At 31.6% G+C, this 22,080-nt stretch carries 20 protein-coding genes; 7 read left to right on the top strand and 13 right to left on the bottom strand.

Annotation, left to right across the window (positions count from 1 at the left end; all coding sequences use genetic code 11):
• Nucleotides 1-57: 57 nt before the first annotated feature.
• From L8X24_RS03730 to purB, 7 genes are all read right to left on the bottom strand, one after another.
• Nucleotides 58-1,152 (bottom strand): DNA adenine methylase, encoded by a 1,095-nt coding sequence (locus tag L8X24_RS03730; RefSeq protein ID WP_263663695.1) that lies wholly within the window; start codon nucleotides 1,150-1,152, stop codon nucleotides 58-60.
• 34 nt (nucleotides 1,153-1,186) lie between these two features.
• Complete coding sequence (infC, locus tag L8X24_RS03725) at nucleotides 1,187-1,708, bottom strand: translation initiation factor IF-3 (RefSeq protein WP_039617082.1); 522 nt, start codon at nucleotides 1,706-1,708, stop codon at nucleotides 1,187-1,189.
• Nucleotides 1,705-3,516, bottom strand: coding sequence for a threonine--tRNA ligase (gene thrS, locus L8X24_RS03720; RefSeq protein ID WP_263663694.1), 1,812 nt, complete (start codon nucleotides 3,514-3,516; stop codon nucleotides 1,705-1,707). The genes infC and thrS overlap by 4 nt, the downstream gene beginning before the upstream one ends.
• A gap of 106 nt (nucleotides 3,517-3,622) precedes the next feature.
• Complete coding sequence (locus L8X24_RS03715; RefSeq protein ID WP_263663693.1) at nucleotides 3,623-4,429, bottom strand: undecaprenyl-diphosphate phosphatase; 807 nt, start codon at nucleotides 4,427-4,429, stop codon at nucleotides 3,623-3,625.
• Nucleotides 4,426-6,411, bottom strand: coding sequence for an OPT family oligopeptide transporter (locus L8X24_RS03710; RefSeq protein WP_263663692.1), 1,986 nt, complete (start codon nucleotides 6,409-6,411; stop codon nucleotides 4,426-4,428). The genes L8X24_RS03715 and L8X24_RS03710 overlap by 4 nt, the downstream gene beginning before the upstream one ends.
• 15 nt (nucleotides 6,412-6,426) lie before the next feature.
• On the bottom strand, nucleotides 6,427-8,802 hold the full coding sequence (locus L8X24_RS03705) for a ribonucleoside-diphosphate reductase subunit alpha (RefSeq protein WP_263663691.1): 2,376 nt from the start codon (nucleotides 8,800-8,802) through the stop codon (nucleotides 6,427-6,429).
• Nucleotides 8,803-8,819: 17 nt separating this feature from the next.
• Nucleotides 8,820-10,148 carry an adenylosuccinate lyase gene (gene purB / locus L8X24_RS03700; protein ID WP_039667804.1) on the bottom strand — a complete coding sequence of 443 codons (1,329 nt, stop codon included), beginning with the start codon at nucleotides 10,146-10,148 and terminating at the stop codon, nucleotides 8,820-8,822.
• A gap of 79 nt (nucleotides 10,149-10,227) precedes the next feature.
• Between purB and L8X24_RS03695 the strand changes: the two genes are divergently transcribed.
• On the top strand, nucleotides 10,228-11,133 hold the full coding sequence (locus tag L8X24_RS03695; RefSeq protein WP_263663690.1) for an RluA family pseudouridine synthase: 906 nt from the start codon (nucleotides 10,228-10,230) through the stop codon (nucleotides 11,131-11,133).
• A gap of 77 nt (nucleotides 11,134-11,210) precedes the next feature.
• Here L8X24_RS03695 and L8X24_RS03690 read toward each other — a convergent pair whose 3' ends face one another.
• From L8X24_RS03690 to L8X24_RS03680, 3 genes are read right to left on the bottom strand one after another with little or no spacing between them, the layout of a single operon-like run.
• The gene (locus L8X24_RS03690) at nucleotides 11,211-11,309 is read right to left on the bottom strand and encodes a hypothetical protein (protein ID WP_087685297.1); all 99 of its coding nucleotides are present in this window, start codon (nucleotides 11,307-11,309) and stop codon (nucleotides 11,211-11,213) included.
• Nucleotides 11,306-12,376 (bottom strand): 23S rRNA (adenine(2503)-C(2))-methyltransferase RlmN, encoded by a 1,071-nt coding sequence (gene rlmN, locus L8X24_RS03685; RefSeq protein ID WP_263663688.1) that lies wholly within the window; start codon nucleotides 12,374-12,376, stop codon nucleotides 11,306-11,308. Before rlmN ends, L8X24_RS03690 begins: the two co-directional genes overlap by 4 nt.
• Nucleotides 12,377-12,384: 8 nt before the next feature.
• Nucleotides 12,385-12,918 carry a purine-nucleoside phosphorylase gene (locus L8X24_RS03680; protein ID WP_263663687.1) on the bottom strand — a complete coding sequence of 178 codons (534 nt, stop codon included), beginning with the start codon at nucleotides 12,916-12,918 and terminating at the stop codon, nucleotides 12,385-12,387.
• 90 nt (nucleotides 12,919-13,008) lie between these two features.
• On the opposite strand from L8X24_RS03680, the gene rsmA reads away from it, so the two are divergent.
• The 6 genes from rsmA to prfA all read left to right on the top strand — a co-directional run bounded on the left by rsmA (nucleotide 13,009) and on the right by prfA (nucleotide 18,150).
• Nucleotides 13,009-13,830, top strand: a complete 822-nt coding sequence (gene rsmA / locus L8X24_RS03675; protein WP_263663686.1) for a 16S rRNA (adenine(1518)-N(6)/adenine(1519)-N(6))-dimethyltransferase RsmA — start codon at nucleotides 13,009-13,011, stop codon at nucleotides 13,828-13,830.
• A complete protein-coding gene (locus L8X24_RS03670; RefSeq protein ID WP_263663685.1) occupies nucleotides 13,796-15,754 on the top strand; it encodes a ribonuclease J in 1,959 nt (652 codons plus the stop codon). Before rsmA ends, L8X24_RS03670 begins: the two co-directional genes overlap by 35 nt.
• 9 nt (nucleotides 15,755-15,763) lie before the next feature.
• Entirely contained in the window at nucleotides 15,764-16,525 is a 762-nt protein-coding gene (locus tag L8X24_RS03665; protein ID WP_263663684.1) for a pseudouridine synthase, read from the top strand.
• Between the two features lie 63 nt (nucleotides 16,526-16,588).
• Complete coding sequence (locus L8X24_RS03660; RefSeq protein WP_257396458.1) at nucleotides 16,589-16,729, top strand: hypothetical protein; 141 nt, start codon at nucleotides 16,589-16,591, stop codon at nucleotides 16,727-16,729.
• Between the two features lie 83 nt (nucleotides 16,730-16,812).
• A complete protein-coding gene (gene rpsT / locus L8X24_RS03655) occupies nucleotides 16,813-17,076 on the top strand; it encodes a 30S ribosomal protein S20 (RefSeq protein WP_039617063.1) in 264 nt (87 codons plus the stop codon).
• Nucleotides 17,077-17,082: 6 nt separating this feature from the next.
• The gene (gene prfA / locus L8X24_RS03650) at nucleotides 17,083-18,150 is read left to right on the top strand and encodes a peptide chain release factor 1 (RefSeq protein WP_263663683.1); all 1,068 of its coding nucleotides are present in this window, start codon (nucleotides 17,083-17,085) and stop codon (nucleotides 18,148-18,150) included.
• A gap of 9 nt (nucleotides 18,151-18,159) precedes the next feature.
• Here the strand turns inward: prfA and L8X24_RS03645 are convergent, their stop codons facing one another.
• The 3 genes from L8X24_RS03645 to L8X24_RS03635 form a co-directional block, all read right to left on the bottom strand.
• A complete protein-coding gene (locus L8X24_RS03645) occupies nucleotides 18,160-18,738 on the bottom strand; it encodes a lytic transglycosylase domain-containing protein (RefSeq protein ID WP_263663682.1) in 579 nt (192 codons plus the stop codon).
• A 68-nt stretch (nucleotides 18,739-18,806) separates the two neighbouring features.
• Complete coding sequence (gene recJ, locus L8X24_RS03640; protein ID WP_263663681.1) at nucleotides 18,807-20,378, bottom strand: single-stranded-DNA-specific exonuclease RecJ; 1,572 nt, start codon at nucleotides 20,376-20,378, stop codon at nucleotides 18,807-18,809.
• The gene (locus tag L8X24_RS03635; RefSeq protein WP_263663680.1) at nucleotides 20,368-22,005 is read right to left on the bottom strand and encodes a CTP synthase; all 1,638 of its coding nucleotides are present in this window, start codon (nucleotides 22,003-22,005) and stop codon (nucleotides 20,368-20,370) included. The genes recJ and L8X24_RS03635 overlap by 11 nt, the downstream gene beginning before the upstream one ends.
• Nucleotides 22,006-22,080: the final 75 nt, after the last annotated feature.

Genomic DNA, 22,080 nt, shown 5'->3' with positions numbered 1-22,080 from the left:
TTTTTCATAAAAGAAAGCTATCATTTTACTACAACTATGCTTTAGAAAAATTAAATTCTAATTCTTCTTTTTTAATACATAAAGTTGTTCTTGTATATGCATAGAGCGCTTAGAAAGGTTTCTACTAGCTCTAAAGGCATTATACTTTTGCTCAAGCACAAAACATTCTCCAAGACTTTGAAGTCTTTTTGTGAAATTTTCTTTTTTTACAAAACCCTCACAATTATAAGAAAGCAATACAATCTTAGCTTTTAAATCATTTATCAAATCAAACAAAGCATCTTCGGCCTTTTTTTCTTTGTTAAAAGCACTGCGGTTCCAGTCTTTTGGTATGCCAGAAACCTTTGAAATTTCCTTTGGCTTTTTATAATTAGCGATTAAATTTAACATAAAATAATTTGATCCATAAGGGTGTTGATTATAAGGTGGGTCTAAATACGCTACATCAAAGCTATCAAGCTCTTTAGCTAAAATATTTGCATCTTTTTGAAAAACCTCATACTCACAAGTAAAATTTGAAAAAATAGGCATTTTTAAAGCTATATCACCCTTTATACGACTAAGCGCATTTGCTCCATTTCCTCCAAATTTACCAATGCCATTTTTATCTTTATAAAAGCCCTTAAAAACCCCACTTGTGTTTGCATGCACACTTGCTTCATAAATAAGTGGTGCGATGAAGTATTTTTGTATATTACTTGGCAGGCTTGAAATTTTTTCTCGCATAGAGTCTAAATACATAGCGTTTTTAAGCGTATAAAAAACTCTTTCATTCTTTTGGATATACTCATCATCATTTGGTGCATAAAGCTTGCTTATAAAGCCTTTTTTGAGTTTTAAATCAGAAGTTAAAAAAGCGTAATATTTTTGTAATTCTTGTAAAAATTGTGCATTTTGATTGCTTAAATAACACTCATTGATGATTTTAGAATAATCTTCCAAATCATTTGCCATAATAAAACTCGCATAAGGCCTCACAAAACGTGAAACTACACCTGAACCGCTAAATACATCACAAAAACTAAATTTGTCTTTTTTAAGCTCATTTTGTGCGAATTTAAAGCCTTGATTTAAAAAATCAAGCAAGGATCTTTTATTGCCAAGATAAGTTATGATTTGTTCTTTTAAAAATTGTGGATTTTCTTCTAGCATAAGTTTAAAATACAAGCCTTAAAAAGGCTTGTGATTATTTTTTCTTTTTAGGAGTTACTAGCATATTTACATAGCGTCCTTCGAGTAAAGGCTCTTTGTCTCTATCTGCTATATCTTCAACCATTTGCCAAATTTTTTCAAGCAAAGCTACCCCTGCTTCAGGAGAGCCCATCTCACGACCTTTTAAAAACACTCTAAATTTAACATGCTTGCCTTGCTCTAAAAACTCGCTTGCATGTTTGACTTTATAATTAATGTCATTTTGAGCAATTTTCACAGAAAGTTTGATTTCTTTTATATCAATAACTTTTTGTTTTTTCTTTGCTTCTTTTTGCTTCTTTTCTTGTTGATAACGGAATTTTCCATAATCCATTATCTTACATACAGGTGGTTTGGCTTCAGGGGCTATCATCACCAAATCAAGCCCTAGCCTATTTGCTATATCTAGCGCTTCATCACTACTAATAATGCCATAAACCTTGCCATCATCACCTATACATCTGATCTCATCTGCTTGAATTTCTTCATTTAGCAATACTTCTTTTTCTTTACTCAAAAGCGTACCTCACTTAATTTCTCCTTTGTTAGGGTTATAAATTCATCTAAAGTCATTGTTTTTTGTTCTTTTGCTCTTCTATCTCTTAAAGCCACACTTTTGTTTGCTACTTCTTCATCACCTAAAACAAGTATCATAGGCACATGTGCTTTTTCAGCGGTGCGGATTTTTTTATTTAAGCTTTCATTTTTATTATACACTTCACTATCAATGCCAAGTTCTAAAAGTTTTCTTGCTATTTCTTTTGCATAATTATGGTGATTTTGCGAAATAGGCACTATAGCTACTTGAGTTGGTGCTATGAAAAATGGCAACTCACCCGCACAATGCTCTACTAAAATTCCTATAAATCTTTCAAAAGAACCCAAAATAGCACGGTGAAGCATTACAGGTTGTTTTTTCTCATTATCTGCGTCTGTGTATTCGAGTTTAAAACGGCTTGGTAAGTTAAAATCCACTTGTATAGTTCCACACTGCCATTTTCTTTTTAGCGCATCGGTAATTTTAATATCGATTTTTGGACCATAGAAAGCTCCACCACCCTCATCAATGCCATATTTTAAACCTTGTTCATCTAAAGCTTCTTTTAAAGCCTTTGTAGCTATGTCCCAAATTTCATCATCGCCTATTGCTTTTGCTGGGCGTGTTGAAATTTCCATTTCATAATCAAACTCAAAAGCCTTCATCAAAGTATCAACAAAGCTTAGAATTTCTAAAACTTGTTCTTTTATCTGACTTGGCATACAAAAAATATGCGCATCATCTTGAGTAAATTCTCTTACTCTAAAAAGCCCGTGTAAAACTCCACTTTTTTCATGGCGGTGCACCACGCCATATTCAAAAAATTTCAAAGGTAAATCACGATAACTTCTAACATCACTTTGATAAATTTTAATATGCCCTACACAATTCATCGGCTTAATGCCGTATTCTTGCTCATCAATTTGCGTAAAATACATATTTTCTTTATAGTTTGCATAATGCCCGCTAATTTTCCACGCATCAGCTTTTAAAAGTTCAGGCCCACGCACAGGCTCATAGCCTCTTAATCTATGTGCTTTATATAACAAATGCTCTAATTTACTTCTTAATTTTGCACCATTGCTAAGCCATATAGGAAGCCCACCGCCTATTTCATCATCAAAGGCAAAAAGCTTCATTTCATTACCAAGTTTTCTATGATCTCTTTTTTTAGCTTCTTCAATGATTTTTAAGTATTCATTTAAACTTTCTTTATCTGCAAAGGCAGTACCATAAATTCTTGTGAGCATTTCTCTTTTTTCATCACCACCCAAATACGCACCAGCTACACGAGTAAGCTTGAAAAATCTTAAATATCTAGTATTTGGCACATGAGGCCCACGGCATAAATCTTCAAATTCGCCTTGCTTATAAATACTTACTTTTCCATCAGGAATTCTTAGTAAAACTTCTTGTTTTAAATCATCATTAGCAAATTTTTCTTTAACCTCAGTCTTTGAAAGTTCGTATTTTATGATGTCTAGCTTTGCTTCTGCTAGTTCTTTCATTTTCTTTTCGATTTTGCTTAAATCTTCTTCTGAAATCTTGCTATCAACTCTAAAATCATAATAAAACCCATCTTCTATCACAGGTCCTACGAAAAATTTAGCCTCTGGATATAAACTTTTAATCGCTTGAGCCATTAAATGCGCACAAGAATGGCGGATAACTTCTAAACTTTCTTTAGAATTATCAAAATAAATCGGAGTTAAATTTGTATCATTGTTAAAACTTTGAGTATCTACCAAAGTTTCATTATTTGCATATGCAATTATATCTTTTGTCATTTCTACCCTTAACACTCACTAACCTTGTGAGCTTAAATTAAAATATAAGACTAATTTTAGCTATGAAAAACTTAAACTTTTTTTAAATAAAGGATATTTTTATATTTCAAACACCCGTTCTTGATATATCTAAAACACCACTCATAAAAAGGTATAAAAATACAAAACCTAAAATTATCCTATAAATTCCAAAAGGTATAAAGTTTATCTTGCTGATTAATTTTAAAAATATTTTAATTACCACAAAAGCCACTATAAAAGCTGTTACAAAACCTATGGCTAAAGGAATGAAATTATTCATATTACTTAAAACCTGTGGTTCTTTATAAATACTATAAGCTGTTGCTATAATCATAGTAGGAATTGCAAGCAAAAACGAAAATTCAGAAGCCACTTTGCGATCAAGTCCGAGCAATAAGCCACCTATGATACTTGCTCCACTTCTTGAAGTACCTGGTATGATAGCAAGAGCTTGGGTTAAACCTATCAAAAAAGCTTGTTTATAACTTACCTCATCTAAAGAATGTATATCATAGTCTTTTTTTCTATGTTTAAGCTCTATGATGATAAAAACAATCCCACCAATGATTAACATAGTAGCCACGGTATAGCCATTAAATATCTCTTTTAAAAACTTATATGCTATAAAACCCACTCCACCTGCTGGCAAAAAGCCCACAGCAAGTTTTAACCAAATATCAAGTTTTTGAGTTAGTTTATCTTTGAAAATAAAAATCACCGCTAGTATAGAACCGAGTTGAATAATGATAAAAAAACTTCTCCAGAAATCATCTATATTTAAACCCAAAATTTCAGCACCCAAGATCATATGCCCTGTAGATGAAACAGGCAAAAATTCTGTCAGACCCTCAATGATTCCTAAAATCAAAGCATAATAATAATCTAAATTCATTTTTTAAGTACTCTTCTTGCAAAAATTAGCATAATCGCTACAAAAACTACAAAACCTATAATCCCATCATCTTTAAATGAAGTTGCAATAGCAAGTGGATCTTCAGCCCCACCTCTACTAATAGAAAGCACGGTTAAACCAGCTATTAACACTCCAAATAAACTCTCACCTACTATCAAACCAGAGGCAAATAAGGTTCCTTTTTGCTCATGCTCTTGAATGAGTTCTTTTTTATGAGCATTTTTAGTATATCTTTGCTCTAAACGCTTTTTGATTAAATACGCTAATAATCCACCTATAAACAAAGGCATATTAACAGCAGGTGGTAAATATATACCTATACCCACAGCTAAAGGTGGCAAAGACATATTTTTCTTTCTTAACAAACGATCAACAATGATTATACCAACACCCACAAAAGCTCCCGCTATAATATAACTCCAATCGATATTAGCGTTAAAAATGCCTTGTGCTATAGTACTCATCAAATTTGCTTGTGGTGCAGCAAGTGCATTTGCCTCATCCATTCCTTCTCTTGGCATTGCACCCACAAAACCATAAGCTTGATATAATAAATTTAAAACAGGAGCTATAGCTAAAGCACCAAACACACAACCTATTATCAAGGAAATTTGTTGTTTCCAAGGAGTTGCACCCACTAAATAGCCAGTTTTTAAATCTTGTAAATTATCGTTAGAAATAGCAGCAGTTGCTAAAATAACACTAGTAGTAAATATAGCAAAAGCGATGGCAAATTTAGACATTAAAGGATCACTAAATAAATCTACTTGATAACCCAAAAGTAAAATAATCAAAGAAGAAATCATAATCCCAATAAGCCCTATACCCGAAATAGGAGAAGATGATGAACCCACCAAACCTGCCATATATCCACAAGCAGAAGCTACAAAAAAGCCTATAAAAATAGCCACTAAAGTTCCTACTAAGGCAAAAAGAATTTGATAGCCACTTGCTAAATTTGAATCAGCCACAAAAGCGTAAAATGAGACAAACAAACCTATACACATAAGTACAAATAAACCTAGCATAGCTTTTAAAGATAAATCCATATCTTTAGGATCTTGTGAAAGATTTAACGAGGTTTTTTTAAGCATATTTTTCATACCATCATATACAGGTTTTGCAAGTTCTATTAAAGTCCATAATGCTGCTATGGCAATAGCTCCTGTGCCTATTAAACGCACCTTTTGAGCCCAAATTTGATTAGCTATATCAAGTGCACTTAAACTCGCGTCAAAACTTTCTTTAGCAGAAAAATATGGCACAAAAACCATCCAAGCAAGTACCATACCCGCAAGTAATGCAACACCTCCGGCTATACCTACTAAGTATCCAGCACCCAAAAGCGCCACTGAATAACCCATAGAAAAGCCAAAAGTCATTTTTTGCCAGATGAACGCAAAACTACTTCCACTTGAAAGTAGTTTAAAACCACTTGAAAAAAGACTTATCACAGAAGCAAAAGCCACGCCAAGTGTGATTTCTTTTAAGCCTACTTTTCCTTTTTTATCAGCTTGATCTTTATTAGCTACTTTTAAAATTTCAGCAGCAGCTCTTCCTTCAGGATAAGCTAATTTACTCTCTACCACCATAGCTCTACGCAAAGGTATGGTAAAAAGCACGCCCAATCCACCCCCACAAAGACAGAGCATAAAAGTAAGCCAAAGTGGAAATTCAAACCAATATCCACACATAAAAAGACCTGGTATAACAAAAATCACAGCCGAAAGCGTACCTGCGGCTGAAACTTGAGTTTGAACCATATTATTTTCTAAAATATTAGAGTCTTTAAAGATTTTTAAAACGGCCATTGCAATCACAACAGCAGGAATAGAAGTAGAAAAAGTAAGACCAACTTTAAGCCCCAAATATACATTTGAGGCAGTAAAAATAATCGTTAAAATACTTCCTAGTATTATACCCCTAAGCGTAAGCTCCGGTAGTGAGTTTTTTGTATACATTTTGTTTCTCCATTTTTATTGACAACCTTCACATTCTATAGTTCTATCAACCACATCATCATTTACTTTTTGACTATCAGGGCTTTCGCTTCTTAGATAATAAGTTGATTTAACACCTAATTCCCAAGCAAGTTGATAAATTTCATTTAAATATCCACCGCTTGCTTTATCTAAAGAAACAAAGATATTTAAAGATTGACCTTGATCAATCCATTTACCACGAATCGCTGCTGCTTTTACTAAGATTTTTTGATCAAGCTCATAAGCAGGGGTATAATACTGCCAAGTATTAGCACTTAGATTTGGCACCACGGTTGGTATCATACCGCTTAAGTTTTGCTCAAACCATTTTCTTTTATATACAGGCTCAATTGTTTGAGTAGTACCCACTAAAATAGAAATAGAAGAAGTTGGCGCTATAGCCATTAAATAACCATTTCTTATACCATCTCTTTTTAGTTTTTCTCTTAATTTTTCCCAATCACACTCACTTTGATCAAATAAACCTTCGCTTGCGGTAAGCTTTTTGGCATTTTCGTTTGCTACATCAATTGGCACTATACCTTTACTCCAGTTTGATCCTTCAAAGTCAGGATAACTTCCTTTTTCTAAGGCTAAATTTGAGCTAGCTAAAATAGCCTCATAGCTAATCATTTCCATAATGCGATCAATTTTTTCAAAATGTTCATTAGAACCCCAATAAATTTGAGCTTCAGCTAACATTTGCGCTTCACCCATCACACCAAGTCCTATAGCGCGTGATTTTAGGTTGGTATTTTTAACCTTTACATGAGGATAAAAATTTAAATCAATCACATTATCAAGCATTCTTATTGCTGTTGGCACTACTCTTTGGATATCTTCTTTGGTATTGATTTTACTTAAATTTATACTTGCAAGATTACAAACTGCGGTTTTTCCTTCATTTTTATATTTTTCTACTATATAGACTTTTTTACCATTAATACTATCTAAAGTAGAAACTTTTTTAGCAAGCTTTTTATATCCTCCATCTATTGTAAGCTCTTCATCCTCATCTAAATGAAGTTCTGTTTTATCATCAAATACGATTTTGATTTGATAATAATTTGGTTCTGTATTTTGAAAAATTTCTGTACATAAATTTGAACTTCTTATAATTCCTGCATGGGAATTTGGATTTGTTCTATTTGCACTATCTTTAAAACATAAAAACGGCAAGCCACTTTCAAAATAAGATAAAAGTATTTTTTTCCAAAGCTCTTTAGCATCAACAATTTCTTTGACTATGCTTTCATCTTTTTCAAATTCTTCATATTTTTTCTCAAATTCTTCACCGTATAAATCACACAAACTTGCTGTATCAGCAGGATCAAAAAGCGTCCATTTGTCATTTGCTCTTACTCTTTTCATGAACAAATCATTAATCCACAAAGCAGGGAAAAGCTCATGCGCTCTTCTTCTTTCTTCGCCTGAGTTTTTACGCAAATCTAAAAAGTCATTAATATCCATATGCCAAGGTTCAATATATACAGCAATTGCGCCTTTTCTAGTACCAAGTTGATCAACAGCTACTGCTATATCATTGGTGATTTTTAAAAATGGTATAATCCCACCTGCTGCATTTTTATGTCCATCTATGCTTCCACCCATAGCACGCACCTTAGACCAATCCCAGCCTATACCACCACCAAATTTAGATAAAAGTGCCATTTCTTGATAAGAATCAAAAATCCCTTCTATATTATCAGGTGTGCTTCCTATATAACATGAACTTAATTGATGTCTTGTGGTTCTTGCATTTGAAAGGGTTGGGGTTGCAAGCATTACTTCAAAAGTTGAGATTAAATCATAAAATTTCTTAGCCCAAGTTTGAGAATCTAACTCATTTTGCGCTAAAAACATCGCAATAGCCATAAACATTTGCTGTGGTAATTCTATAGGCATGCCCTTAGAATCTTTAATCAAATATCTATCATATAAAGTTTTTATACCAAGATAAGTAAATTGCAAATCGCGTTCTGGCTTGATATATGCATTAAGATCATCTAAATCATATTTTTCTTTTAAGCCGATTAAAATCCTACCTTCTTTTTCACCTTTTTCAAGGTATTCTCTTAAATGTTTATAACCACTATAACCACTTACTTTTTTATACAAATCATATAAAAATAATCTTGCAGCAACAAAGGTCCAATTAGGTCTATCAATATCTATTTTATCTACTGCTGTTTTTATGAGAGTTTGTTGGATTTCTTCTGTTGTTATGCCATCACGAAATTGAATTTTTGCATCTACTTCAAGCTCACTTTGGCTAACATTTTCTAAATTTGCCACCGCATCGGTGGTATATTTTTTAATCTTAGAAACATCTAATTCTTCAGTTCTACCATTTCTTTTTAATACTTTCACTCACAACCCCTAGTTTATTATTTAAAAGTTCTTGCAAAAATTTTATCTACATTTTTTGTGTAGTAGTTATAGTCAAAGCAATTTCTAATATCTGCTTCACTTAAAGACTTTTTCAAATCCTCATCAGCTAATAAAGCCAGCAAAAACAAACTCTCGCCTTTTTCATTTAAAGCAGGCTTGCCATTTTGTAAATCAGCCCAAACTTTCATAGCATTTCTTTGAACGATCTTGTAAGCTTCTTCTCTACTTATACCTTTAAATGGAAGTTCAAGCAACACTCTTTGAGAAAATACAAGTCCTCCGGTTAAATTTAAATTTTTCATCATATTTTCTGGATACACCAAAAGCTTTTCTATCACACCACATAATCTTGAAAGCATAAAATCAGTCGTGATAAAAGCATCAGGCAATACAAATCTTTCTACACTAGAATGTGATATATCTCTTTCGTGCCACAATGCTACATTTTCTAAAGCAGGTGTTACATAAGCTCTTATCATCCTGCAAAGACCGGTAATATTTTCACTCAAAACAGGATTTCTTTTATGAGGCATAGCTGAGCTTCCTTTTTGTCCTTGAGAAAAATATTCTTCAGCTTCATATACTTCTGTTCTTTGAAAATGGCGGATAGCAACAGCGATTTGCTCACAACTTGAAGCTAAAATAGCTAAAGCCGAGATAACCTGTGCGTAACGATCTCTTTGTATAACTTGGTTTGAAACTGGTGCCGGCTTTAAATCTAAGTTTTTACAAACTTCTTCTTCAAATTCAAGCGGAGCATGAGCAAAATTTCCCATAGCACCGCTAATTTTTCCATAGCTAATCACTTCTTTTGCATGAATGATTAAATCTTTTGCATGAACTAGCGAATCATACCAAATAGCCAAAACTAAGCCAAAAGTTATAGGCTCTCCATGAATTCCATGACTTCTTCCTACCATTAAAGTGTTTTTATGCTCATACGCTCTTGTTTTAATCGCTGCTAAAACTTGATCTAAATCTTGCAAGATTAATTCTAAACTATCTTTAATCTGCAAAGCAACTGCAGTATCAATACAATCTGAACTTGTCATTGCATAATGTACAAAACGACTTTCCTCGCCCAAACTTTCACTTACGCTAGTTAAAAAAGCGATAACATCATGTTTGGTAGTTTTTTCTATTTCATCTATTCTTGCTATATCAAATTTTGCATTTTTTATAATTTTTTCACAATCATCATCTTTAATAAGACCAAGTTTATTCCACGCTTTCACAGCAGCTAATTCCACTTTTAACCATGCGTCATATTTTGCTTGCATGTCCCATTTTTTAGCCATGATTTCTCTACTATATCTTTCAACCATTTTCAAGACCTTTTTTTATATAATTTTTTATGAAAAAATAGCTTGAATTTTATTATAAATTACCTAAGAAAGTTATTAAATGGCATACATAAAAAAGAAACTAGCAAATAATGGAAAAAAGGCATTTAGACTACTTATGGATGAGTTAAAAATTTCTATGCGTGAAGCACAAAAACTCATTGACAAAAAAAGACTATTTTGTAATGGAAATTTGGTAGAAGAAAAAAACAAATTTTTAGATGGCTTAGTGGAATTAATCGTATATGAAAATAACCCTAAAGGATTGGAAATAGTTTATGAAAATGAAGATTTTGCTGTAGTAGAAAAACCAAGCGGGGTACTAACTCATCCTAATGGACGCAATTGTACTTATAGTCTTTGTGATGAAATTTGGCATTTATGGGGTGAAAAAGCTTGCGTAGCTCATAGATTAGATAAAGAAACAAGCGGGCTTTTACTCATAGCTAAACATAAAAATGCACAAATTGAGTTAAAAACCATGTTTGAAAAAAGATTAGTGCAAAAAGGCTATTTTGCTCTAGTAAAAGGAAAAACTAAAAAAGAATTTATAGTAGATAAAAGTATGGATTTAGCTAAAGACTATGATACAGTCAAAACTAGAATGCATATTTGTGAAAATGGTAAAGAAGCTTTAACGCAATTTTACACTTTAGAATATTTTGAAAATTTAGATGCTAGTTTAGTTTTAGCTAAACCTCTAACAGGCAGACAACACCAAATAAGACTACATTTGTTTCATGTGAAACATAAAATTTTAGGTGAACCTTTATATGGTTTAGAAAAAACACAAATAGAGCAAATACTTGATGGAAAAATGAGTGATATCAAAAGAGCTCACATCACAGGCGCTAAAAGACTGCTTTTACACTCTTCTAGCTTAGAATTTACATATAAAAATCAAAAATTTTTGATACAATCTCAAAAAGATATAAAAGGTGAATTTTTAAAAGAAATTATAGTTTAAAATTCTCTATACCATTAAAGATAACACTATCCATGATGATATATAATCATGATAAGCAATATTGATATATCAACTAATCATTTATCTTCATTTTTTAATACATAAATAATCCCACCAAGTCCTATGATCACCACTATACTTATAAAAATAAGCTGAGCTATATCTAAAAAAGTCATTGTTTACTCTGCCTTTCTTTAAGCTGTCCGCATGCAGCTGAAATATCAAGCCCTTTACTTTCTCTTATCGTACAAGTAACACCTTTTGCACTTAAATAATCTTGAAATTTAACCGCATTTTCAACACTTGGTCTTTTATATAAACTTCCTTCGTGTGGATTAAAAAGTATTAAATTTACTTTAGCTTTTATACCATTTAAGAGCTTGACTAGTTCTTTTGCATGTTCTATTTTATCATTTATCCCATCAATTAAAAGATATTCAAACATCACTCTTTTGCGCTGATCTATAGGAAAATTTCTCACTGCTTCCATAATACTTGCTATATTATAAGCTTTATTAATAGGCATTAATTCACTTCTAAGCTCATCATTTACAGCATGGAGCGAAATAGCCAAAAGTACACCTAAATTCATTTCTCCAAGCTCTTTAATCTGTTTTGCTAAACCGCTAGTGCTTATAGTTTGTCTTCTAGGGCTTATCGCTAAGGCATCATTATCAGCTAAAATTTTAACTGCTTTAGAAACATTTTTAAGATTATCCAAAGGCTCTCCCATGCCCATATAGACTATATTAACCCTTCTTTCATAAGGTATGTTGTTGTGTTTTTTAATCCATAAAATTTGTCCTACTATTTCTCCTGCAGTCAAATTTCTTTTCAAGCCGCCTTTAGCAGTCAGACAAAAACTACACCCACTTTTGCACCCCACTTGAGAGGAAACACAAATAGTATATCTTGCATGTTTGATGATTTTTCCATTTTCATCTACAAGTTCTTCTTTCATTGGTAGCAAAACAGCTTCGATTTTTTTACCATCTAAAAGTTCAAAAAGATATTTTATACTACCATCTTTGCTTTTTTCATCTTTCACACATTTTAGAGGTGAAAAATGAAAATTTTCTTGCAAGTGCGCTCTAAAATCTTTTGGCAAAGATGACATTTGTAAAAAATCATCTGCATATTTTTTATATACCCATTCAAAAATTTGCTTTGCTCTAAATTTTGGTTGGACTAAATTTTCTAATTCTTCTTTAGTAAAATCTAATATATTTTTTAATTCACTCAATTTTTTTCCTATATAAGTTTTTTATCTAACAAAAAATCTTTTAATAATTCTTTTGCTTTTTGGTGATTTTTTAAAAAATCCTCATGTGCAAATTCATTACAAAAATTTGTCGCACATAAATAACAAATTCCTTCTATCCCTTGCATTTTTGCACAAGAAAGCACTGCGTATGCTTCCATATTTTCTATATGTACACCCCTTTTAAAAAATTCTTGGGCGATATTTTCATCTTTACAAATATAATTTGAAGAATTAATCATAGTTTCATGTGAAACATTTAATCTAATCTCATTTGCTATAGGCGTATAAAAACTATCAAATAAATCTGCGTATTCTAAATTCGCTGCGTTAGAACTTTCATAAATATCTAAAATTTTTCCTTCTTGGTAAATTCCACATGTACCTATAAAAATCACTCTATCTACTTTTACTTGACTTAAAATTTTACCTAGAGAAAAAGCAGAATTAACCAAACCTATGCCAATACTTTGTGCAAATTTAAAATCTTCATTTCCTCCTGCACATACTATAAGATTTTTCAAAAATTAACCTTTATAAAAAATAATTCAAATTTTATCTAATTAGCGCTTAAAATAATGCTATAATTAATATTTTTTAGATAAAATAAATTTATGATAAAAGCAAAAAAACATTTTGGGCAAAATTTTTTATGTGATAAAAGCGTGGTAGATAAAATCATCCAAGCCATACCCAAAGATACTAAAAATATAGTTGAGATTGGGCCTGGCTTAGGTGATTTAACGCAAGAACTTTTGAAAATCCCACAAGCTCATATTAGAGCTTATGAGATTGATAAAGATTTAATTCCTATTTTAAATAAAAAATTTCAAAATGAGATTGAAGGTGGAAATTTTGAGCTTATTCATCAAAATGCAAGTGATGCTTTTGATCAAGGAAGTTTAAGCGATAAAGAGTACTTTTTGGTAGCAAATTTACCATATTATATTGCTACAAATTTGATTTTAAAAGCCCTAGAAGATCAAAATTGTCTTGGGCTTATAGTAATGGTGCAAAAAGAAGTAGCACAGAAATTTTGTGCAAATGAAAAAGAAAGTAATTTTTCGGCTTTAGGGGTGCTTTGTGCATTGATATGCCAAAGACAAATGCTTTTTGATATACAACCACAAAGCTTTAATCCTCCACCAAAAGTTACTTCAGCTGTAATGAAGTTAATAAAAACTACTCATTATCAGCAAAAATGTGAAAATATAGAAGCTTTTAAAGAATTTCTTAGAGCTTGTTTTCAAAATCCTAGAAAACAACTCTTATCTAATTTTAAAAATAAAAAAGAAAAAATTCTAAAAGCATTTGAAGCACTAAATCTCTCTTCTACCTCAAGAGCTCATGAAATTAGCGTTGATTCATACCTTAAAATTTATGACTATTTAAAGGATGACTATGAGCGAAGAAAACAAAACTCAAGAGCAAAATAAAACTAAAAGATTTAATAAATTTAGAAACAAAAGAAAAAAAGATTCACAAAATCAAGATCAAAATAGTGAAACTAAAAACGAAATAAAAGTAGAAAATACTCAAACTGAAGCTAGCGAAGAAAAAAAGAAAAAGAAAAAAAATAGAAATTTACCATCTAAATTAAGTGGTAATGAAGAATGGCAAATAGAACTTGCCAAAAGCATAGAAGCTAATAAAATCATGCACGAGCTAAGGCTTCACCCTTTAAAACACAACAACTCAAGCGAACATAAAATTCGTATTACACCTTTGGGTGGACTTGGAGAAATCGGTGGAAATATCACTGTTTTTGAAACCAACAACGATGCGATTATTGTTGATATAGGTATGAGTTTTCCAGATGGAACCATGCATGGAGTAGATATTATCATACCTGATTTTGACTATGTAAGAAAAATTAAAAATAAAATTCGCGCTATCATCATCACTCATGCTCATGAAGATCACATCGGTGCTGTGCCGTATTTTTTCAAAGAATTTCAATTTCCTATCTACGCAACACCTTTAGCCCTAGGTATGATTTCAAATAAATTTGAAGAGCATGGTTTAAAGGCTGAGCGTAAATGGTTTAGACCTATAACAAAAAGACAAATTTATGAAATAGGTGAATTTAACTTAGAATGGATTCATATAACCCACTCTATCATTGATGCTTGTGCTTTAGCTATTAAAACTAAAGCAGGAACCATCATACACACTGGCGATTTTAAAATAGATCAAACACCAATTGATGGCTATCCAACGGATTTAAGTCGTTTAGCTCAATATGGCGAAGAAGGCGTGCTTTGTCTTTTAAGTGATAGCACAAATTCATATAAAGAGGGTTATACAAAAAGTGAAAGCTCCGTAGGACCTACTTTTGATCAAATTTTTGCCAAAACCAAAGGCAGGGTGATCATGAGTACCTTTAGTTCTAATATCCACCGCGTATATCAAGCTATTAGCTATGGTTTAAAATACGGCAGAAAAGTGTGTGTTATAGGACGCTCTATGGAAAGAAATCTCTATACCACTATGGAACTTGGCTATATCAAACTTGATAGAAAAATTTTCATTGACGCTGATGAAGTAAGCAAATATAAAGATAATGAAGTACTAATTGTTACCACAGGAAGTCAAGGCGAGACTATGAGTGCTTTATATAGAATGGCAACTGATGAGCATAAATTTATCAAAATCAAACCTAGCGATCAAGTTATCATTTCAGCTAAAGCAATACCAGGCAACGAAGCAAATGTTTCTGCTGTGCTTGATTTTCTTTTAAAAGCAGGGGCCAAAGTAGCCTATCAAGAATTTAGCGAAATCCATGTAAGCGGACATGCTAGTATAGAAGAGCAAAAACTCATGCTAACTTTGGTAAAACCTAAATTTTTCTTACCAGTGCATGGAGAGTATAATCATATCAATAAACACAAAGAAACTGCTCTAAAATGTGGTATACCTGAAAGAAACATCTACTTAATGAGTGATGGGGATCAAGTAGAGCTTTGTCAAAAATACATCAAACGCGTTAAAACAGTTAAAACAGGAAAAGTCTTTGTAGATAATCAAATCAACAAACAAATCGCAGATGATGTGGTAATTGATAGGCAAAAATTAGCAGATAGCGGTATAGTTGTCATCATCGCCCAGCTTGATAAAGCAAGTAAAACACTGATTAATAAACCAAGAGTATTTAGTTATGGCTTGGTAGCTGATAAACAAGATGGAGCATTCTCAAAAGAAATGAGTGATGTTTTAAGTCAATTTTTCCCAAATGTAAAAGATGAAATTTTAGATAATCCAAAAGTTTTAGAAGCTCAAATTAGACAAGTACTAAGAAAACATATTTTTAGAAAAATCAAAAAATATCCAACCATAGTACCAACTATTTTTGTGATGTAAAGAAAAATTATGAGAATTAATAAATTCATCTCACATAATAGCAAATACTCTCGCCGTGAGGCTGATGAGCTAATCAAGCAAGGCTTAGTAAAAATCAATAAAAAAACAGCCTTACTAAGTGATAGTGTAAATGCTGAAGATAAAGTTTTTATCAATGGTAAAAAACTCCATAAAAAAACACAATTTTCAGTCATTATTTATCACAAACAAAAAGGTGAAATAGTTAGTAAAAAAGATGATAGAGGTAGAAAAACCATCTATCATACCCTGCCAAAACAATTTAGCACTTGGCTTAGCGTGGGAAGGCTTGACTTTGCAAGCGAGGGATTGCTTTTGTTAACTGATTCACCTGTGATAGCAGATGCGCTTATGCATAGTGATTTAGAAAGAGAATATTACCTAAAAGTAAAAGGTAATATAGATAAAAATGTTATCGAAGCAATGCAAAATGGCTTAGAAATTCAAAATGAAAAAAAGGGAGCTCATGCTAAAACTAAAATAACCTCAATGAGTTTTGCTCCATTTTTAGGCTTTGAAATTTTTGGCTCAAGTGGTGGCTATACAAAGCTAAAAGTAATCATTAATGAAGGTAAAAATAGAGAACTAAGACGCTTTTTTGGGCATTTTGATTTAGAAGTGATGGATCTTAAAAGAGTAGCTTTTGGAGCATTAGATCTTGGTATGTTAAAAGCAGGAAAATATCGTTATTTGGAAAATGGCGAGTATGAAAAACTACGCGATTTTTTAAAGTCAAATAATATAAAATATTAAATTCACATTATTTCCACAAAGAATTTTTATAATTTTTCAAAATATTTAAAAAAGGAAAAATTAATGAAAATTCTAACTACTCTTTTTAGTGTAATTATGGTTTTTATTGCAGTCACACATGAAGAAACTCTTGCGGAAAAATTAGAAAATCAATGTCAAGATCAAAAATCTTGCATAGTAAAAGCCATGAATATGATTAATTGATACTTTAAAATTACTTAAATTAATTAAATTTTAATTTTAATCTTGTATAATTAGCAATTTAATTTATATAAAAAAGGAAAATTATGGCAAACCATAAATCTGCTGAAAAAAGAGCAAGACAAACTATCAAAAGAACTGAAAGAAATAGATTTTATAGAACAAGATTAAAAAACATTACAAAAGCGGTTCGCGAAGCAGCAGCAAACAATGACAAAGAAGCTGCACAAAATGCACTAAAAGTAGCTAATAAAAGCATTCACGCTATGGTAAGCCGTGGATTTTTGAAAAAACAAACTGCATCACGCCGTGTGAGTAGATTAGCATTATTGGTAAATAAATTAGCATAATTTTTAATGTTAGCTGATAAACTCAAACCTTTTTTAACACGCTTTGATGAGCTAAATACTCTTCTTAGCGATGTTAATATCTCTAATGATATTTCTAAAATGACAGCTCTATCTAAAGAGCAAAAGAATTTAGAACCCATAGTAGAAAAAGCAAAAGAATACCTTAAAACTTTAGATGAAATCGAAGAAAATAAAATTCTTTTATCTGATGCAGAACTAGGGGAGCTTGCAAAAGAAGAGCTTAAAAATCTCGAAGTCTTAAAGCCACAACTTGAAGAAGAATTAAAAATTCTTTTATTGCCTAAAGATCCAAACGATGATAAAAATATATTTTTAGAAATTCGTGCTGGAACAGGAGGAGATGAAGCTTCTTTATTTGTTGGGGACTTAGTAAAAGCTTATATACGCTATGCAGAAAATCGTGATTATAAATACGAAATAGTAAGCTCAAGCGAAGGTAGCGTAGGGGGATTTAAAGAAATTATTATTCTCATCAAAGGAAATGGGGCTTATTCGAGGCTAAAATACGAAGGTGGAACGCACAGAGTTCAAAGAGTACCTGAAACAGAATCTCAAGGTAGAGTTCATACTTCAGCTATTACAGTGGCTATTATGCCAGAAGTTGATGATGTTGAAATTCAAATCAATCCAAATGATTTAAAAATCGATGTAATGCGTAGTAGTGGTCATGGAGGACAAAGCGTTAATACCACAGATAGTGCTGTAAGAATCACTCATATTCCAACAGGTATAGTTGTAGTAAATCAAGATGGCAAAAGCCAGCATAAAAACAAAGAAAGTGCTATGAAAGTCTTAAAAGCAAGACTTTTTGAAATGCAAGAACAAGAACGCTTAGCAAAAGAAAGCCAGGCAAGAAAATCTCAAGTTGGAAGCGGTGATAGAAGCGAACGCATACGCACTTATAATTTCCCTCAAAATAGAATTAGCGATCATAGAATAAATCTTACTTTATATAGACTTGATGCGATTTTAGAAGGTGGTCTTTTTGATGAGATCATCGAGCCATTAATCGCTTATTACCAAGCAGAAGCTTTAAAACAAGAAAATTTATAATTTCTTGTTTTAATTATTACTTGCTAGCAAAATTCTGTATTGTTCTTTATCTACATTCATCAAAAGAGAAGCAAGTTTAAAAGCTCTGAATTTTTCCATTATAAAAAGATCTTTACTATCTTTTAAAACTATAGCAACTAAATTTTTCATCACTTTATCAAGCCAAATATTTTTATATTTATCATTTGCTGAATGATACCTTCCAATGGCATTCCAACTAAAGCCATGTTTTTGTATAATCTCATGAAGTAATCTCGCTGCTATGTCAATATTTACACTAGCTTTTGTAATCTCACTCTCACTAATTCCATAGCGTTTTAAATGAATGCTATTAATTTGCATTAAGCCATAATCTCTTGTTTGATTTTTATTTTTGCTAGTGATATTATGCTTATAAGCTGCATTTTCTGTTAAAGCTATGGCTTTGAGTAAAGCCGTCGGTATATTGTACTTTCTAGCTGCAGTTTTAAAGTCTTTATCGTACTTATAAAAATCTTCAGGTATATAAGTATCGCCTATAAAAATTTTGGTATCAAAAGCAAAAGTAAAATTAAAAAATACTACTAATAATAAAAATTTTTTTAACATTTTACTCCTTTAAAGTACTTATACTATAGCAAATTTATAAATAAAAACTATGTAGCTAAGTTAATGAATTATCTAAGAATTTCTTTTATAGTAAGTTGCGGGGTGATTAATCCTCTAAAATTATTTTTAGAAACACTAGCTATAAGATCAATGCTTTCTCCAAGTTCTGGCTCATAGTCAAAATTAAAAAATAAAGCTTCTAGAGTTTTATTTCCTTGAGTTAAAATAAGCTTCATATGATTTTCATCTTTGCCTAGCTTTCTTTTATTTTTTACAAAAAGCTTATCAAATTTAAAATATGGCCTTGGATTTTTATGCCCAAAAGGCTCAAAAAATTCTAATATCTCTAAAAGTTCAAAATCAACTTCATTTGGATCAATACTACCTAAAACCTCATCAGCATTATAAAAGTCATCTTTAGGGATATTTTGGCAAATTTCATAAAGCCTGCTTTTAAAAACACCAAATTTTTCAAGCTCTACTAAAACTCCAGCTGCACCTTTATGTCCGCCATAGCTTAAAACAAATTCTTTAGCTTGTTCTATAACATTTAAAATATCTATCCTACCCACACTTCTAACGCTAGCTTTAGCCTTTTGCTCACATTCTGAAAAAACAAAGGCAGGTTTGTTAAAATGCTTTGCCAAACGACTTGCAACTATACCCAAAACACCCTCGTGCCAATTTTGGCCATTGACAATAATCACAGGATCATTTTCATCAACTTGTTCTAAACACTGCTTAAAAAGCTCACGTTCTTCATCTTTACGGCTATTATTATAAGTAATAATTTGCTCTAAATAACCCATAACCTCATCGATATTTTTAGAATGTAAAAATTTATAAGAAATAATCGCATCATCCATTCTACCTGCACTATTAATCAAAGGTGCGATTAAAAAGCTGATATTATCAAGTTCAAATTTATCCTTACCAAAATACTGCTTAATCGCTTTAAATGCCACACGCTTTGAATCATTAATACACTCTATACCTTTTCTAACTAAGGCTCTATTTAAATCTCTAAGCTCCATCATATCTGCGATAATTGCAATTGATAAAAGCTCTATAAATTTACACATATTATAATTAATCTTACACACTTCTTTTATCGCAGCGACTAAATACCAAGCCACTTGAGCCCCACAAATTTCAATATCAGGAAAATCACAATCTTGTTGTTTAGGATTAATGATCGCATAAGCTTTTGGTAAAGTAGCTGGAGGCATATGATGATCGGTAATGATTAAATCAATTCCTTTTTGTAAACAAAGCTCTGCTGCATCAAATGCTGCTATGCCATTATCTACAGTGATGATTAAATCTACCCCATCAAGTTCATTGATGATTTCTTCATTTAGACCATATCCATTTTTAAAACGATTTGGAATTTTTACCACATAGTCATATCCGATATCATCAAAAAATTCAGATAAAATCACACAAGAAATTACCCCATCTACATCATAATCCCCAACAATAGCAAGCTTTTGATTTTTTTCAATCGCTTCTTTGATACGCAAAGCACCCTTATAGACATCTTTTAAACAAGATGGCATAGGTAAATCACAAAGCTTTACATGCGTATCGTTGATAAAACGCTGATGTAAAATTTCTTTTATTTTGGCTTTATTTAGCATGATTTGTTAAAGATGCCTTGATAAAAGAAAAAATAGCCGGATTAACCCTAACTAAGCGTGAAGTAAATTCAGGGTGAAACTGCACTGCTAAGAAAAATGGATGATCTTTAAGCTCCACAGCCTCAACCAAACCTTCATTCTCCCCACTTATAATAAGCCCATTTTTCTCAAACATTTCTTTGTATTTTGGATTTGCTTCATAGCGGTGGCGGTGGCGTTCTTTTACGCTTTTTTGATTATCATAAACCTTACTTAAAAGTGTATTTGGCTTAATATGACACTCATAAGCCCCAAGACGCATAGTTCCACCAAGTGGAGTTTTACTTGTTCTAATTTGCTTTTCTCCACTTGCGTCAATAAATTCATCAATCAAAAAGATGATAGGATTTTTACAATTTGGATTAAACTCATGAGAATTTGCATCTTCTAGTTTTAAAACATTGCGTGCAAATTCAACTAAAGAAAGCTGCATACCCAAACAAATTCCTAAAAATGGAATTTTATTTTCTCTTGCATATTGTATGGCTTTGATTTTTCCTTCTACCCCGCGGTAACCAAAACCACCTGCTACTAAAATCCCACTTACATCTTTAAAACTTTCTTCAATATTTGCATTTTCTAATTTTTCACTATCGATCCATTTTAAATTTACTCTCGCATCAAGTGCTGCACCTGCATGGATAATGGCTTCTGTTAAACTTTTATAGCTTTCTTTTAAATCTACATATTTTCCTACAAAAGCAATGCTAAGTTCATTACTTGGAGCGATGACTCTTTTTACTAAAGAATCCCATTCATTCATATTTGGCTTTAAATTTTGAAGATCTAATAAACTTGCAATAGAATTTAAAATATCTTGTTTTAAAAAATTTAATGGAATTTGATAAATACTAGCTGCATCCACACTTTCTATAACACAATTTTTTTCAACTCCACATGAAATTGCGATTTTGTCTTTTAACTCTCTATCTAAAGATTTTTCACTTCTACAAATAATCATATCAGGGCTTATACCTATACGGCGTAATTCTCCCACACTATGTTGAGTTGGTTTTGTTTTAAGTTCTCCTGCTGCTTTGATAAATGGCACTAAAGTTAAGTGAATATTAATAGCGTTATATTTACCCACTTCAAGCTTTAAAGCTCTAATAGCTTCTAAAAATGGTAAGCCTTCTATATCTCCTACTGTGCCACCTATTTCAACGATTAAAATATCTTTATCAACTCCGGCTTTTTTAATGCGATCTTTTATCTCATCAACTATATGAGGGATTACTTGTATGGTTTTTCCTAAGTAATCTCCTCTTCTTTCTTTTTCTATAACACTTTGATAAACTCTACCTGTTGTGAAGTTATTATCTTGAGATAAGCTCTCATTTAAAAATCTCTCATAATGTCCTAAGTCTAAATCTGTCTCAGCTCCATCTTCAGTTACAAAAACTTCTCCATGCTCTAAAGGACTCATAGTACCAGGATCTACGTTGATATAAGGATCTGCTTTTAAAATACTTACTTTTAAACCTGAATTTTTTAAAATCGTAGCTATAGAAGCTGCTGCTATACCTTTTCCTAATGAGCTTAAAACACCACCGGTTACAAAAATATACTTAGTTTGTTTTAATTTCATAAAATAACCTTAATTTCTTTTTTTGAAATTATAACGAATAAAAAATTTTATTTTTATAAACATTTGTGTAAAATT

The sequence above is a fragment of the Campylobacter sp. CNRCH_2015_0814 genome, assembly GCF_025772765.1.
Classification (GTDB): Bacteria; Campylobacterota; Campylobacteria; order Campylobacterales; family Campylobacteraceae; genus Campylobacter_D.
This window is presented reverse-complemented; position numbering and strand designations above follow the sequence as displayed.

Bases quoted from the DNA above. Each gene is read 5' to 3' on its own strand.
- L8X24_RS03730 (WP_263663695.1), bottom strand. From the start codon at position 1,152: ATGCTAGAAGAAAATCCACAATTTTTAAAAGAACAAATCATAACTTAT.
- thrS (WP_263663694.1), bottom strand. From the start codon at position 3,516: ATGACAAAAGATATAATTGCATATGCAAATAATGAAACTTTGGTAGAT.
- L8X24_RS03715 (WP_263663693.1), bottom strand. From the start codon at position 4,429: ATGAATTTAGATTATTATTATGCTTTGATTTTAGGAATCATTGAGGGT.
- L8X24_RS03710 (WP_263663692.1), bottom strand. From the start codon at position 6,411: ATGTATACAAAAAACTCACTACCGGAGCTTACGCTTAGGGGTATAATA.
- purB (WP_039667804.1), bottom strand. From the start codon at position 10,148: ATGGTTGAAAGATATAGTAGAGAAATCATGGCTAAAAAATGGGACATG.
- L8X24_RS03695 (WP_263663690.1), top strand. From the start codon at position 10,228: ATGGCATACATAAAAAAGAAACTAGCAAATAATGGAAAAAAGGCATTT.
- L8X24_RS03690 (WP_087685297.1), bottom strand. From the start codon at position 11,309: ATGACTTTTTTAGATATAGCTCAGCTTATTTTTATAAGTATAGTGGTG.
- rsmA (WP_263663686.1), top strand. From the start codon at position 13,009: ATGATAAAAGCAAAAAAACATTTTGGGCAAAATTTTTTATGTGATAAA.
- L8X24_RS03670 (WP_263663685.1), top strand. From the start codon at position 13,796: ATGAGCGAAGAAAACAAAACTCAAGAGCAAAATAAAACTAAAAGATTT.
- L8X24_RS03665 (WP_263663684.1), top strand. From the start codon at position 15,764: ATGAGAATTAATAAATTCATCTCACATAATAGCAAATACTCTCGCCGT.
- L8X24_RS03660 (WP_257396458.1), top strand. From the start codon at position 16,589: ATGAAAATTCTAACTACTCTTTTTAGTGTAATTATGGTTTTTATTGCA.
- rpsT (WP_039617063.1), top strand. From the start codon at position 16,813: ATGGCAAACCATAAATCTGCTGAAAAAAGAGCAAGACAAACTATCAAA.
- prfA (WP_263663683.1), top strand. From the start codon at position 17,083: ATGTTAGCTGATAAACTCAAACCTTTTTTAACACGCTTTGATGAGCTA.
- L8X24_RS03645 (WP_263663682.1), bottom strand. From the start codon at position 18,738: ATGTTAAAAAAATTTTTATTATTAGTAGTATTTTTTAATTTTACTTTT.
- recJ (WP_263663681.1), bottom strand. From the start codon at position 20,378: ATGCTAAATAAAGCCAAAATAAAAGAAATTTTACATCAGCGTTTTATC.
- L8X24_RS03635 (WP_263663680.1), bottom strand. From the start codon at position 22,005: ATGAAATTAAAACAAACTAAGTATATTTTTGTAACCGGTGGTGTTTTA.